Genomic DNA, 14,319 nt, shown 5'->3' on the forward strand with positions numbered 1-14,319 from the left:
CTGGAACTTTCATTCTTCTGTGAAATGATTTGAGCATTTGATACTGAATAATTAATGAAAGAATTTCTTGAATAACCTTTAGATAATTCTCTGGAAATGCTTGAAGGACTTCGATTCAGTATCTTAGCTATACTTCTAATACTTTCCTCTTTAAATCGCATCTCAGCAATTACTTCCCTTTCTTTCAAATTAATTCTTGTATAATGATTCATTTATTAACACCTTATTCATTAGATTATCGGTGTTGCGTTAAAAATTTGATTCTACCTTAAATAATAAATAATTGAGTCCAATGTTATAAGGATTGTTTGTTCCCTTTACTAAAAATTCATTAAATAAAATATACCTTTGTAAAGAGTTTTTCCCATTATCTTCTGCAAGAGCTCTGTACTGAATTTCTCTTTCACCCGCTTCTGGAGTTGGGTTATTCAGATAATTGTCCCAATTGCTAAAGGCGGTGTTTCTATTCTGAGTTTTGTATGCTTTATCCGATCCTATTTGGCCTTGGATAGTTGCATTATAAAATTGTAAAGTGCCACCTGGATTCACATAGAAATACCAATATCCTTTTCCATCTTCATGAAGGATGGGAGGACCTGGTTGTAATGCAGAACTGCCAGGGCCAGGAGTTTTGTCGATATTCCCGAATCGAAAGATAAACCCAAAAGAAACATCCGATTGAATATTCCCTACGTTAAGATTATACTGAGTTCCAAAAAAACGATGATGAAACTTTCTAACATCTGTTCGTAGCGCACCTGAGTATGAATTGGGGATCTGTGTATCCCAACCTTGCGGAGTGGGTGAGCCAATCAAATTGTGAAAATTCATCTGTGCAGATTTGCCTCCAACAGACGGTCCAATCATCCCAAGTTCTAATTCTGTAGTGATACTAGTGTCTTCCGTTGCTGTTGTTAGCGAATTACTAAAGTATGCTCTACTTGAATAAGGTCGATCGCCATAGGATACATCCGCCTTTTCTATGTTTGTTGGTGTATAGAACTCCTGTCCGAGTGAAAATCCTTGCAAATATTTTGTAGTTTGCGACGGAGTAATGAATAAATCATTCCAATATCCTAATACTTTCCGCGTAGGATTGGACTCCCCAGCGCTCATATTAAATTCCAAACGGGATCCATTCGTATAATACCTGTCTGAGAAACCTCCAAAGGCATCATTTTCCATTATCAGTCGGATTTGGTATTGGTCTTTTGGTTCGGGAATTTTCCTTTCTATTTCAGGAGTGATCGGTGACTTTATCGGATTTTGTTTTTTGATCACTTTCTTCGTTTTTTCTGAGTGCAAGCCAATGGTAAAGACGAGAACAAGGAAAGATAAATACCAGAAGACTTTCATGATCCTATAGAAAATCCCCCTGAAGAACCTGCAAGGAACTCTCTTGCAGGTTCGGTTGCCCTCAATTAACTGTCATAGTTCCCATTTGAGCATCGGAAAAAGAGAGGCCAGCATTTGATCCATTTCCATCTAAATCACAGTAAGTGTTGGAAGCTACGCCAGTGATGGAGAATCTAAAAACATAACGATAAGTCCCTGCAGTGGAAGGGGCTGTGATTGCAGAATAGTATTCATCGTCATTTCCATATTGTGTATTATAAGTTGTAGCAGTGAAAGTCCATAGGTGCGGGTGTGTGATCGGATTGGTATTGTTCGGGCCATATCCAACACTTGCCACGACTCTAACGTCGGCTCCGGGTGTATCCGATACACCTGCATGATAAATTCTTCCATAAATTACATCAGTTGTCCCACTGGAGCTAACTGTAAGGCTACTTGGCCATTGGATCGAACAATAATGTAAAATGGGTAAATTAACTGGTGTTTTGTTTACCTCTGCACTGAGGGAACTTTCTCCTCCGGCATGAACTGCTACTAAACGAAAGAAATAGGCAGTGTCATTGGTGAGACCTGTGACCACAATGGGGGAAGAAGTTCCCGTAACTGAAGAGTTGCTAGTCGTCACTCCTGAAGATGTGCTGTAATAAACCTTATAACTTGTTGCCCCGGAAACTGTGGCGAAGGCAATGGAAACTTCTGAGTTACCGGCCGTAGCCGAAGAGATCGTCGGTGCCGATGGGGGACCAACAACAACAGCAAAACTGGAGACTGAAGAAATGTTTCCTGCTTGGTCACAACTCATTGCTTTGATCGTATAACTACCGTTTGGTAGTGTGGCTGCCGTTGTATATTCTGATCCACTGGAAATGGTGCAAGCCGTTCCGCCACTAAAGGAAGGATCCGTTCCTGTGGTTGAATATGCTGTTTTTTTGCAACCAGTGCCGCCCGTATCAGCACAACTTATAGTAACCGTGGTTCCACTGGTATGTGGGCCACCTGTTGTTGGGGATGTAATACTTACGTTAGGAGCTGTTGTGTCTTTGGTAAGGGAAAAGGAATTTGATCCATAATTGGAAACCAAGTTTGAAACACAAATTCGTAGCGTATTGGATTCTACGGAAAATGCGGAATTGGCAATGGTTGATGTAGTATCCGGTCCACCGGAGGATACAGCTCCACTTACATTTAGATTTCCAGAACCATTGCTCAAAGGAGTTCCAGTAGAACAACTGGATCCACCCACTCGGAGTTGGTAGTTTCCTGATTTAGAACTTTGCCAAGAAACAGAAACTGACTCGGTTCCATTTAAATAAATTGGATGTGAGTTGATTGTAATATTCGCAACCGTTGTATCGACGCTATATAATCCTGATGTTACGCTGCTTACGTTTCCTGCAACATCTCTGGCAACGTATTTTAAATAATTTGAGTTAGCGTCAGATAGTGAAATTGCTGTGGAATATTCTCTGCCTGAAGTTATACTCCCTGAAACTCCATTGATTGTTGGGTTTGTTGGGGCAGAACCAGATTGTAAGGCATAAACAATTTTTGTACAACCTGATCCACCCGCATCCGTACAAACTAAGGTGACAGAAGTTGTTGTGGAAAAATTTCCTTGCCCAGGAGTCGGGGTCACGGTCGGTGCTGTATCATCTCTTGTGATTTGAAATGTTTGGGATCCCGTTAGTCCTAATGCGGTCACACAAATCCTATATTCCTTACTCCCCTCTGCGGAAAAATGAGATCCAGCACTTCTTGTAAAAGTTTTGTTCACACCTGAAGTGACAGAACCATTATCTACTTCAGTACCATTGTTACAGGAAGAGGAACCTTCTTTGATACTATAGGTTCCAGTTTTATTGGATGTCCAAGTGGCCGTTGAACTCGCAATGGCACCTGCTGAATTACTGATATAATTTGCAGAGAGTGATACCGATACGGACGGAGCAGCTGAGTCAATTGTATATGTTCCTGTTGAAACTGTAGAAAGATTCCCGGCCAGGTCCCGACACATGGCTTTTAATGTATAGTTGCCATCTCCCGAAAAGGAAATAGTTTTACTTGGAGGGTTCGTTGTTAAACCTACTTTAGGTGAAAAGGAAGGTGTGTTTCCGTCGAGAGTGTAAAGTATCATCCCCGGTGCCACGGAATCTTGGCATTGGATTGTGACTGCAATGGCGGAGGAGGAGGTTGCAGAACTTGGAGATAAGTTTATAGTTGGAACAGTAACATCATTTAAAATTTGAACTATCGTTGTATCATTTGGAGTTCCATCTCCGTCTGTATCAAATCCTTCTGGGTTTCCATCTTTGTTTGCATCTACTAACACCACTGTGTTACCTGAACCGTTTGGACCGGTAGTAATTGCGATAATTCCTGCATCAGTTACAGAAATGTAGTAGTCTGGAACACCATCCCATTCTGATCCACTGCATCGGGAATACCATCACCATTTGTATCGAGTAACACTAATGAGGGGAAGTCGTTTCCATTTAGATTGATTCCATCAGAGATCCCATCTCCGTTAGAATCCGCAAGAATTCCATCATTATTTAAATCAATAGTGGCTCCCGGTTTTAGCTTCGATGAATTCCCTGAAGAACCGCCACCTAAACCAAGCAAAATTGATTCCATACCGGACTTTTTTTCTTCTCCAGGCAAAAGGATACAATTTGTAAAGATTAGACCAGATATAAGTAATGCCGTTAAACTTCTAATTTTCATATATTTTTCTCGCTTGTTAGTCGATATACTATATAACAGGTATTTTTTCAAAACTGTCAATTGAAATCTTCAGGATAGAGCTAATGTTTTCTTTGGTGATATGGAGATTAAAGGGTAAGTCATCCTGATTTCGAATCATTGGCACTCTTTCGAATTTTATAACTTTCTATTTTGTTTCTAGTTCGGCATCGGACTTTAAATACAGATATCGTTCCGCTATGAAAGTTCCAAAGGGTACGACTGAAGCAAGCGCCGCTAAAAAAGTTTTTTTTGTTTTCCATTCTAATTCTACTTTAACCTGAAACAATTCTACCAAATACAAAAGGAACAACAACCCATGGATGAGTCCAACGATCTTATTTGGCTCTGGATTTTTATACAGATATTTGAGTGGCATGGTCACGAAGAGGATTGTGAGAAAAGAGAGTCCCTCTAAAAAAGCTAAAATGCGAAATCGTCCTAATTTGGTTTGGAGTAAAGAAAACACAGTCACTTCCTTGTAGTTCAGTATTTTCCAATTTCTTGGGAATCTATGTTTCGTCCTTACTTTCTTTAGTGAGTTTGGATCCTTAAACAAACTGCTGCGATGACAGTTTTTTGGGCAAAATTAGTAGAATTGTATCGAAAATCGGAATTCTGCCGGATCTAAGATTCCCAAAATTAGTCGACAATTGTTCGGGATTGACATTTGAGAGGAACCCATTTAGAATCTGAAGGATGAAGTTCCGAATTTTTCTAATTGTTCTTTTTTGTTTCTCTCTCCCCCTTATGTCGGAAGAGAGATCGGTGTATTCTGCCGCCATGGCGAAAAAAGACATCACAGGTCCGTCTGTGGGTGTTATGTTTTGGGGCTTTGCCAGAGAAGACCAAACGGGAGTTGGGATTCACACAAGGCAGTTCGCGAGATCGCTCGTCATCCGCGACCAAAGTTCCAAAAAACTTTTAGCTTATGTGACGGCTGAAGTTGGTGGTATCCCTTTTGAAATCCAAAGAGATGTGGTCAAAAGATTACAATCCGAATTGGATCCAGGATTTAACTATGGTAATGTTCTCATCAACGCATCACATACGCATAGTGGGCCCGCAGGGCACTTTCATTATTCAGAAGTATCCTTTTATTCAAAAGATTTTTATTCGGAATCTTATGCTGTTCTAAGAGATGGGATCTTTGAGTCCATCAAAGATGCATATCTAAAGATGAAACCCGCTGAATTGACTGTCGGAAAAACAATGGTGAGTGAAGCGGGTGTCAATCGAAGTCTTTCTGCTTACCTTGCCAATCCAGAATCAGAAAGAAAAACATATTCAGATAATATTGATCGTGAGATGTTACAATTAACAGTATCGGTTGCTGGTGTTCCTGTCGGCTTTGTCAATTGGTATGGAGTTCATCCAACCAATATTACCTTTGATAATCGACTGATATCGTCGGATAACAAAGGAATCGCATCCTTACTTGCTGAGTCAGAGGCCAAAAAACAAGGGTTAAGCGATTTTGTTGCCATTTTTGCACAAGCAAATGAAGGGGATGTGTCTCCCAATCTCAATTTGAATAATACAGGCCCAGGAAAGGATATTTACGATAGTAGTTTTATTATTGGAAAGAGACAATTTGTAGCAAGCCAACAGATATTGAAATCTGAAGGAAAACGCCTGTCAGGTGGAATTTCTTTTACACAACGATTCATTGATATGAGTAAACATCCTGTGAGTAGTGAATTCTCAGGAACTGGAAAAACAGAAACCACATGTCCATCGGCCTATGGTTATTCTTTTGCTGCAGGTTCCACAGAAGAAGGTGGTGGGCACTGGTTATTTCACGAAGGAATGACAAGTAAAAATCGTAGGTTCTACATTGATTGGATTGCAAAATTTATGTTACAATCTCCCTCAGACGAACTCAGAGCATGCCAGAACCCGAAAGCTGTTTTGTTCCCAATGGGAGAAACAAAACCTATTCCTAGTTTACCACAAATCCTACCCTATGGACTAACACTCATCGGTGACCTTACTATTTTAGTGTTACCACATGAAGTCACAACAATGTCCAGTAGACGACTAAAAAAAGAAGTTCAGTCCGTATTAAAAGATAAAACTACTGAGATTGTTTTGTCTGGACTTACGAATGATTTTTCTGGATACATCACAACACCGGAAGAGTACTCAACTCAAAATTATGAAGGTGGTCATACATTACACGGTCCTCAGAGTTTGAATGCTCTAAGACAAGAATTTCATAAAATGTCAGTAGAGTTAAAGGATGGAAGTCCGGCAACATCTCCGACAATTATGCCATTGGATTTATCCGATCGTATCCATCCTTTGAAGATACCATCATCAGACGTTGTCTCAACCAAACCACAATCGGTGATCCAACCAAGTTCCGAATCTTATCAAAGAGGTGAGGTCGTATCTTGTCGAGTGGCATCTGCAAACCCAAACGTGGGTTATCCGAAAGTGACTTCCTATTTATGGGTCGAAGTTTTAGAGAAGTCCACTTGGAAACCCGTTCGTTCCGACGCCGATTTTGATACAAAATTTATTTATCAAAAACGTGGTCTTTGGGGCAGAACAGAAGAAAGTGTAGATCTAATTTGGGAAACTAGTTCCGATACAAAACCAGGCGAGTATCGTTTGGTCCATGAGGGAATGTTTTTAAATGCCGATGGAATCAAATCTAATTACAGGATTGAGTGCCCAAGTTTTCGAATTGCTGAAGGTGGAATATAAGATTATAAAATAAATAAGATCCACTTTCCTATAAATGGATCTACTTCCTTCGCACCGAGTTCCTCGGACTATGTCCTTTGAGCTCGGTTTTTAGTTTGATCCATCTCAACACATTCTTAGGATTGAAATCCCTTTTGTTTTGAAAAACAAGTTGTGGGAAATTCGCATGTAGTGGAAATCTTAGGAAAAGAGAACAAGGATATAAGAGGAAGGCAGATGAGCAAATTTTACCGAGACGAATGGGTTTGGATTACGGGAGCCTCCTCTGGAATTGGAAAAGAATTAGTCGCACAAGCATACAAACAGAAAGCAAAGGTATTACTTGCATCTCGAAAAATCAAAGATTTAGAAGCCATTGCGAAAGAACTCCATTTAGAGAAAGGACGTTTCGCTGTAGAAAAATTAGATTTGGAAGATTACAAATCTATGGCTGCTTTTGCAAAACGTTGTATTCAAAAGTATGGGATCCCAAAAGTAGTCATCCATAATGGTGGGATCAGTCAAAGATCCTTAACCAAAGAAACAAACTTAATTACATTAGAAAAGATAATGAATACTAATTTTTATGGTGCAGCCGAGATGACTCGAGCGATGATCCCACAAATTTTAGGTAAAAAGGAAGTTCACTTTGCTGTGATTTCAAGTGTTGCTGGAAAAATTGGTAGTCCACTTCGATCTGCTTATTCAGCCTCCAAATTTGCGTTAGTTGGTTTTTTTCATTCCTTACGATCAGAAGAGGAAAAATCCGGTATTTTTGTGACCATGGTGTATCCAGGTTTTATTCAAACAAATATTTCTAAAAATGCATTAAAGGGAGACGGCTCTTCCACTGGAACTATGGATTCCGTAATTGCTGCGGGATTACCAGTTCAGTTATGTGCGCACCGAATTTTACATGCGGTGGCCAACAAACAACGTGAAGTTGTTATTGCAGGTATCAAAGAAAAATTCGGATTAGTTTTACAAATGGTGTACCCGTCGTTATTTTTCAAAATGATTCAAAAAGCAAAGGTTAGGTAGGGAGAAAGTTCAGTTGAAACAAAAATTTTACGTTATTGGAATGGTTCTATTTTTATCCCTGGGAGTATTTGCAGAAACTCCAATTTTAGATTATAAAACAAAAACAAATGCGAACGAGAAAGAACGTACATATCTTTTAGATCTTCTGCGAGCTAATCTTGCTAATGAATTCAAACAAGAATTTATATTTGTTGTAGAACATTTTAAAGTTTCCGGAGACTACGCTTGGTTTCGGGGAACGGCCAAAAGAAAGGATGGGAAGGAAATTTCCTTATCTGAAGAAATTCCTTATGACTGTTGCCATCTGGAAGCTCTCTTTAAAAAAACCAATGGGAAATGGCAAATTTCTGAATCAGGCGCTTTTAGTACGGACGTTTGGTGGGATGGAATCCAAGCCCGCTACCCGAAAGCATCTAAAGATATCTTTCAGTAAATTTGAACAATCAGTCCATAAGTTTGGAATGACCGCTGCGATTATTTACAAAAAGGTTTTGATATTTTGATAGAATCTGCCTTTAGGGGTTGTTTGATTGGAGTATGCTTCTCGAATACCTAAATGTTAATTCGATCCATATTCTTCCCAATGCTAAAAATTGGGAAGATGTAAGTCTTGAGTTATTGCGGAAAGTTGATGAGGATCCCGTTAAAGAAGATTTACAAAACCGGATGGAGTCTTTTCCGAACAGTCTGTTCGGAGATCTTGGTCCTCATATTTTAATTCCACATTTTCGCTCCATACACATCAAAAATCCCGAGGTTTTTTTATTTTTAATTCCCAAAGGGATTCTTATGGGGGATCGCATCATTCATTTGATCCTATTTCAAATAATCCCAGAAACACAATCATCTCTACACTTACGTTTGTTACACGGTCTTTCTTCGCTTCTACCGCAAATTTTTGATGAATTGTTGGAATGTGATACAGAGTCAAAGGTTTTATCTGTGGTGCAACGCGGTGAATCAGATATGAAGCCTAGTTACAAAAATTTAAATCAATCCCAGATTGCATTTGAACTACAGACAGATTTACAAAACGGTCTAACTCAATTTGAGGCAAACATTCGTCTAAAAACATTTGGAAAGAATGCGATCGAAAATGAAAAGTCGACACCAATCATTTGGAAATTTTTTAAAAGTTTTTTTAGTTTATTCGCAATTCTGTTATGGGTAGCAACAGTTTTATGTTTTGTGCCGGGTGTAGATATGCCGGAGTTGGGAATTGCCATTTTTATAGTAGTTGTCATCAACGGTATTTTTTCTTTTTTTCAAGAATCTAAATCAGACCATGCGGTAGAAGCCTTACGTAAGTTACTCGCACAGGAATGTCCGGTCATTCGAGATGGTATAACTACCACAGTTCCTGCGGATGATATTGTTCCCGGCGATTTGATTGTTCTTTCTGAAGGGGATATTGTACCTGCAGATTGTAGGATCATTGAATCGGAAGATGTTGAAGTTGATAATTCTTCCCTTACGGGTGAATCCACATCTGCCAGGCGTTATAAATCAGATAGCGAAATTGTTTTAGAAGGAAAGTTTCTGTGGTTAGAAATGCCAAACATTCTTTTTGCTGGAAGTTCCTTAATCAAAGGAAAATCTAAAGCGATTGTTTTTGGTACAGGGTTATCCACAGAGATTGGCCAAATCGCAGGGATTACTTCAAAAATCAAACGGGACGAGAGTCCGTTACAAAAACAGTTAAAACAAACGGTTATCTCGATTTCATTATTTGCCTTTGTGATTGGAATCGTTTTTCTACTTTTGGGATACATGGTTGCAGGATTAAGTTTTGTCCAAGCATTCATTTTCTTTATCGGAATATTTGTTGCGAACGTTCCAGAAGGATTACTACCAACAGTTACTCTTTCTTTAGCATTAGGTGTTTCTCGCATGGCAAAACGAAATGCGATCCTGAAAGATCTTTCTAGTGTAGAAACACTTGGTTGTACAACAGTTATATGTTCTGATAAAACAGGAACTTTGACACAAAACCAAATGCGTGTGATTGAAACATATTTTGATTCCAGATCATTCACACCGCAAGAGTTAGAAACAAAAGAAGGTAACCAGATTTTTTTAAGTTGTGGTTATCATTGTAATAACGCTAGTTTGGATCCAAATCCTTTGGGGGATCCTACAGAGCTTGCTTTGTTATATTTATCGCAAGGTAAAATTAAAAATACAAGCGGGAAACGAATTCATACGAACGCATTTGAATCTGTAAGGAAACGAATGAGTGTGGTAATTAAGGGAGACAACTTTACCACAGCGTATGCAAAAGGTGGCCCTGTCGAAATTCTTTCTATTTGCACTCATGTTTATGAGAATGGTTCCGTTGTTTTGTTGGATGAAACAAAACGATTGAATCTCAAAAAAGCGTCAGACCATTCCGCAAGCCAAGGTTATCGAGTTCTTTCTTTTTCTTATAAAGTCATAGAGGAAAAGAATCCTCCAATGAATTTGGATTCGATCGAATCCAACATGGTTTATTTAGGTCATTGTTGTCTAGCAGATCCCATTCGCCCTAAGGTTCCTGATGCAATTTCGAAATGCCACACAGCGGGGATACGGATTTTGATGATTACTGGCGATCATCCATTAACTGCTGAATCTGTCGGTAGGTCTATTGGAATTGGTGGAGAAACTCCTGTTGTCATCACCGGCGTGGAATTGGATAAAATGAATGATACCTCTCTTAAGGAATGGATCCGAAAAGGGGAACCCATTTTTGCAAGAGTGTCTCCTTCGCAAAAACTACGGATTGTTACCATGTTGCAAGGATTAGGTGAGATTGTGGCAGTTACTGGAGACGGGGTCAATGATGGCCCTGCACTCAAAAAAGCTGACATCGGAATTGCGATGGGAAAAAGAGGGACGGAGGTTGCCAAAGAGGCAGCAAGGATGATCATTGTCGACGATGATTTTGCAACCATAGTGGATGCCATTGAGGAAGGGAGAGGAGTTTTTGATAATATTCGTAAATTTTCTGCGTACGTTTTGAACTCCAATCCGCAAGAACTCATTCCTTTTTTGCTTTGGGCATTGATACCTGGATTTCCACTACTTATGACTGTTATGGGTGTTCTTGCCGTTGACGTCGGAACAGATTTAATTCCTGCAATGGGTCTTGGTGCAGAACCACCGGAAAAAGGAATTATGTTTCGGCCACCGCGGAATCGAAATGAGAAGTTGATATCTATTAAATTTATTCTAAGGTCTTATCTTGTAGAGGGAATGATTCTTTTTTTCTCTTGTTTGGCTACGTATTTTTATTTTGTTTATACGGAATGTAATGGAGTGTTACCTCTTTCTCCCAAGGGATTGAATATGGCTGAAGCAAGTCCTCAGTACCTTCAATCCCTGACAGCTTTCTTTTTCCCAACAATAACTGTACAAATAGCAAACGTTCTGAGTAAACGTTCAAGAACTGAGTCTATTTTTCAGATGAATTTGTTTTCCAACCGAATCATTTGGGTAGGAATTGGTTTTTCATTATTCCTTTGTGCAATTTTCTTTTATACTGACCTAAGTTCTGTTTATTATTTTGCTCCGGTCCCTATACATGTATATTTGTTTGCATTCCATGGAACAGTTGTTATGGTTTTTTATGCAGAGATAATAAAATATTTCCGTAGGAAACGGCTGGCTAAAAATTAGAATCATTCTAGTAATTGATATATAGAAATTTATTGATTTTTTATTTTGCTTCGATAGTCCGTTCACTTCGTATCTGTTGACCATAGAATGATTAAAATAAACATGAATCGTAAGATGGCTTCAATAAAAGTTCGGGAGTATAGGTGAACGAAAAAAGAGTTCTATTGGCTGAAGATGAATTAGTCTCAGCTACATATCTAAAGGATAGTTTGTCTGCATTGGGTTATAAGGTGACTTTAGCAGGTGATGGGAAACAAGCTTTAGAGTATTATTTAGACAACCCTTTTCCTGTTGTGATCACCGATTATGAAATGCCTGGTTTGAATGGTGCTGAATTAATCCAGGAATTAAAATCAGAAGATAATGACCCAGTGATATTTATGTTAACTTCCCATATTAACCCCAAGTTGATTGTAAACGTAATGAAATTGGGCGTTTATGATTATCTTGTAAAACCTTTGGAAGAACAAGAAATTTCAATGAAACTAAAACGTGCATTTGAATTTTATGAAATGAAACGTATTGAAACAATCACGAAAAGGGAACGTCAACTTCGGTTGGAAGGCCATTTGGAATGGATCCAGTGGAAAGAAAAGATGGCAGGTGTGGGTGAGTTCAATCGTCTAAATCAAAATCTATTTGAGAGTTTGAAAAATAGTTTTTGTCAAGGTGCTGGTTTTGGTGCTCTTGTGACTCTTTTGAAATTAGTTGCGGATACAACAGTAAAAGAAGGTAACCATTATAAAATTGAATCTGATTTAATGGAACTCATTCAAATTAATACAGGGATGGCTGAAAAGGCCCTAAAAATGTTTGCTGATATTGATTTGATGGTATCGAGCCCAATGCAGTTTGAGGAAATTACCTGCGTAGAATTATACCAACAATTTCAAATTTGGCTTCAAGATTTGAAACCACTATTGGATTTAAAAAACCAGCAGATTTTGGTTAGCGACTTAAAACCAAATCATTCCAAATACAAAGTTTCTTTTAATGATTTTACTCTACGGACTTCGTTTAAGGAAATCATTACGAATGCATGTAAATTTTCGGAATCCAATTCCAATATAACAATTCTAACGAATGTTGAATATAGCTGGTTTAAATGTGTTGTATATAATCAACCAACAGCTAACGCAGATGGAACTCGTGGCATACCTTTACAATATGAAAATTTGGTCTTTGAACCTTTCTATCGATTATCAAAGAATGTTTTTGATGAATACGGAACCTTGGATTTTGGATTAGGACTTAGTTATGTGGACTCTTGTTTAAAAAAACATGAAGGGAAATTGTCTGTTCATAATGTGGTTGACCATTCAGAATGGAGTGACAGTCCGGTCACTAAGGTGGCTTTTCAATTTTCGTTACCCGTAAAAAAAATCTGACACCATGTTCCAAACAAATTACATCGACTTACTTTCAAACGTTCCTGATTTAATTTGTGAGTTAGATGCTTTTGAAAGGATCCGTTACGCAAACTCATTCCACAAAGATAAACTAGGTTACGAAGCGCATGAAATTCTCGGTCGGTCGGTGGATGAATTCTTTCATCCAGACGATCGCAATGAACTACGCACAAAGATGTCTCTTTTGAAGGTACCTGGATCTGAAACCAAAGGGATATGGCGGATTGCGCACAGAGATGGACATTTTTTGACTTGCGAATGTCGTGGAAAACTTAAACACGATTCCAATGGTAATAAAAGGATTATTGTGATCGCGAGGGACATTACCGAAGAACTCGGAACAGAATTTAAAATACATAGTAAACCTGACCCCAAAGTGCAGTCACCTTCCGAACTTCACTACCAGAGTTTTTTTGAATTGAAGATGTCTCAGTTCGAATTTTCTCAATTAAAATTTGCCTTTGATGAACATGCAGTCATAACAATCACCGATAGAAATGGAAACATTACATATGCCAACGATCGGTTTTGCGAAATTTCAATGTACTCACGAGAGGAGTTGATTGGGAATAACCACCGTTTGTTGAATTCAGGGTTTCATTCTTCTGATTTTTTTGAACGTATGTACCAAATGATACAAAATGGTTATGTGTGGAAAGGGGAGATTCGAAATAGAACAAAAAATGGGTCTATCTATTGGGTAAATGCAACCATTGTTCCTTTACGATCGATTGACGGAAGTATCAATCGTTTTGTTGCTTTACATACTTTAATCACTCGGACCATTGAATCAGAAGAAAGGGTCACTCAGTTATTACATGAGAAAGAACTACTTTTACAAGAAGTTCACCATCGAATTAAAAATAATCTATTTTCTGTTTTTAGTCTTTTGAAAATGCAGGCTAGTTTTTCTCAGGATCCACATTTAAAAGAACAATTTGACGAAGCTGCAGGGCGTTTGCGAAGTATGATGGCCTTGTATGATCGGTTGTATCGATCTCAAAACTCTAATGAAATCGATCTAAAAGAATACATCCCTAACTTGGTCCGTCAAATTCTTTCTACTTATCCAAAAGATATCAGTTTTGATTTTTCTGCTGATACACCGATGATTGTGAAACCAGATATTGCTAACAATTTAGGAATTATTTTAAATGAATTAATTTGCAATTCTGTGAAACATTCCTTTCAACAGAAAGATGTTGGAAAAATTAGAATTCAAATTGGAATAGATGATCATCAGATTCAGTTTCTTTATAGTGATAATGGTGAACCACTTCCAGACTCCTATTCTCTGGAGAATTTGGAGACTGGATTTGGAATTAAACTTATGAATTTACTTGTTCAACAATTAAAAGGAAAAGTGAAAGTAAACCCAGGGCAGAGTGTTCAGTTTGATTTGTTGTTTCCGTATCGGTAAATT

11 protein-coding genes are annotated in these 14,319 nt (G+C 38.4%); 6 read left to right on the forward strand and 5 right to left on the reverse strand.

All coding sequences use genetic code 11. The annotated features are described in order from the left end of the window. The 5 genes from LEP1GSC199_RS20705 to LEP1GSC199_RS04230 form a co-directional block, all read right to left on the reverse strand. The coding region (locus LEP1GSC199_RS20705; protein WP_002978446.1) for a helix-turn-helix domain-containing protein at positions 1 to 212 on the reverse strand (212 nt) is incomplete at its 3' end. A 37-nt stretch (positions 213 to 249) separates the two neighbouring features. Further along, a complete protein-coding gene (locus LEP1GSC199_RS04220) occupies positions 250 to 1,356 on the reverse strand; it encodes a lipid A deacylase LpxR family protein (protein WP_002978227.1) in 1,107 nt (368 codons plus the stop codon). Positions 1,357 to 1,417: 61 nt separating this feature from the next. Continuing rightward, positions 1,418 to 3,688 carry an FN3 associated domain-containing protein gene (locus LEP1GSC199_RS20485; RefSeq protein ID WP_002978182.1) on the reverse strand — a complete coding sequence of 757 codons (2,271 nt, stop codon included), beginning with the start codon at positions 3,686 to 3,688 and terminating at the stop codon, positions 1,418 to 1,420. A 53-nt stretch (positions 3,689 to 3,741) separates the two neighbouring features. Next, on the reverse strand, positions 3,742 to 4,080 hold the full coding sequence (locus tag LEP1GSC199_RS21635) for a hypothetical protein (protein WP_002978129.1): 339 nt from the start codon (positions 4,078 to 4,080) through the stop codon (positions 3,742 to 3,744). 166 nt (positions 4,081 to 4,246) lie between these two features. After that, entirely contained in the window at positions 4,247 to 4,567 is a 321-nt protein-coding gene (locus LEP1GSC199_RS04230) for a DUF3817 domain-containing protein (protein ID WP_002978344.1), read from the reverse strand. A gap of 230 nt (positions 4,568 to 4,797) precedes the next feature. Between LEP1GSC199_RS04230 and LEP1GSC199_RS04235 the strand changes: the two genes are divergently transcribed. The 6 genes from LEP1GSC199_RS04235 (at position 4,798) to LEP1GSC199_RS04260 (ending at position 14,316) form a co-directional block, all read left to right on the forward strand. Continuing rightward, complete coding sequence (locus tag LEP1GSC199_RS04235; protein WP_002978159.1) at positions 4,798 to 6,810, forward strand: neutral/alkaline non-lysosomal ceramidase N-terminal domain-containing protein; 2,013 nt, start codon at positions 4,798 to 4,800, stop codon at positions 6,808 to 6,810. Between the two features lie 216 nt (positions 6,811 to 7,026). Then, the gene (locus LEP1GSC199_RS04240; RefSeq protein WP_039926146.1) at positions 7,027 to 7,830 is read left to right on the forward strand and encodes an SDR family NAD(P)-dependent oxidoreductase; all 804 of its coding nucleotides are present in this window, start codon (positions 7,027 to 7,029) and stop codon (positions 7,828 to 7,830) included. Positions 7,831 to 7,843: 13 nt separating this feature from the next. Next, positions 7,844 to 8,263: a hypothetical protein gene (locus LEP1GSC199_RS04245; RefSeq protein ID WP_002978448.1), complete on the forward strand. Its 420-nt coding sequence runs from the start codon at positions 7,844 to 7,846 to the stop codon at positions 8,261 to 8,263. Between the two features lie 104 nt (positions 8,264 to 8,367). Continuing rightward, positions 8,368 to 11,487, forward strand: a complete 3,120-nt coding sequence (locus LEP1GSC199_RS04250; RefSeq protein WP_002978263.1) for an HAD-IC family P-type ATPase — start codon at positions 8,368 to 8,370, stop codon at positions 11,485 to 11,487. Between the two features lie 143 nt (positions 11,488 to 11,630). Next, a complete protein-coding gene (locus LEP1GSC199_RS04255) occupies positions 11,631 to 12,875 on the forward strand; it encodes a response regulator (RefSeq protein WP_002978458.1) in 1,245 nt (414 codons plus the stop codon). 4 nt (positions 12,876 to 12,879) lie between these two features. Further along, a complete protein-coding gene (locus tag LEP1GSC199_RS04260) occupies positions 12,880 to 14,316 on the forward strand; it encodes a PAS domain-containing sensor histidine kinase (protein ID WP_002978510.1) in 1,437 nt (478 codons plus the stop codon). Positions 14,317 to 14,319: the final 3 nt, after the last annotated feature.

Source organism: Leptospira vanthielii serovar Holland str. Waz Holland = ATCC 700522, from assembly GCF_000332455.1.
GTDB classification, from domain to species: Bacteria; Spirochaetota; Leptospiria; order Leptospirales; family Leptospiraceae; genus Leptospira_A; species Leptospira_A vanthielii.

What these genes read in the sequence shown, in the direction of transcription:
- LEP1GSC199_RS04260 (WP_002978510.1), top strand. Translation starts at nt 12,880, where the DNA reads ATGTTCCAAACAAATTACATCGACTTACTTTCAAACGTTCCTGATTTA.
- LEP1GSC199_RS04235 (WP_002978159.1), top strand. Translation starts at nt 4,798, where the DNA reads ATGAAGTTCCGAATTTTTCTAATTGTTCTTTTTTGTTTCTCTCTCCCC.
- LEP1GSC199_RS04220 (WP_002978227.1), bottom strand. Translation starts at nt 1,356, where the DNA reads ATGAAAGTCTTCTGGTATTTATCTTTCCTTGTTCTCGTCTTTACCATT.
- LEP1GSC199_RS21635 (WP_002978129.1), bottom strand. Translation starts at nt 4,080, where the DNA reads ATGAAAATTAGAAGTTTAACGGCATTACTTATATCTGGTCTAATCTTT.
- LEP1GSC199_RS04250 (WP_002978263.1), top strand. Translation starts at nt 8,368, where the DNA reads ATGCTTCTCGAATACCTAAATGTTAATTCGATCCATATTCTTCCCAAT.
- LEP1GSC199_RS04240 (WP_039926146.1), top strand. Translation starts at nt 7,027, where the DNA reads ATGAGCAAATTTTACCGAGACGAATGGGTTTGGATTACGGGAGCCTCC.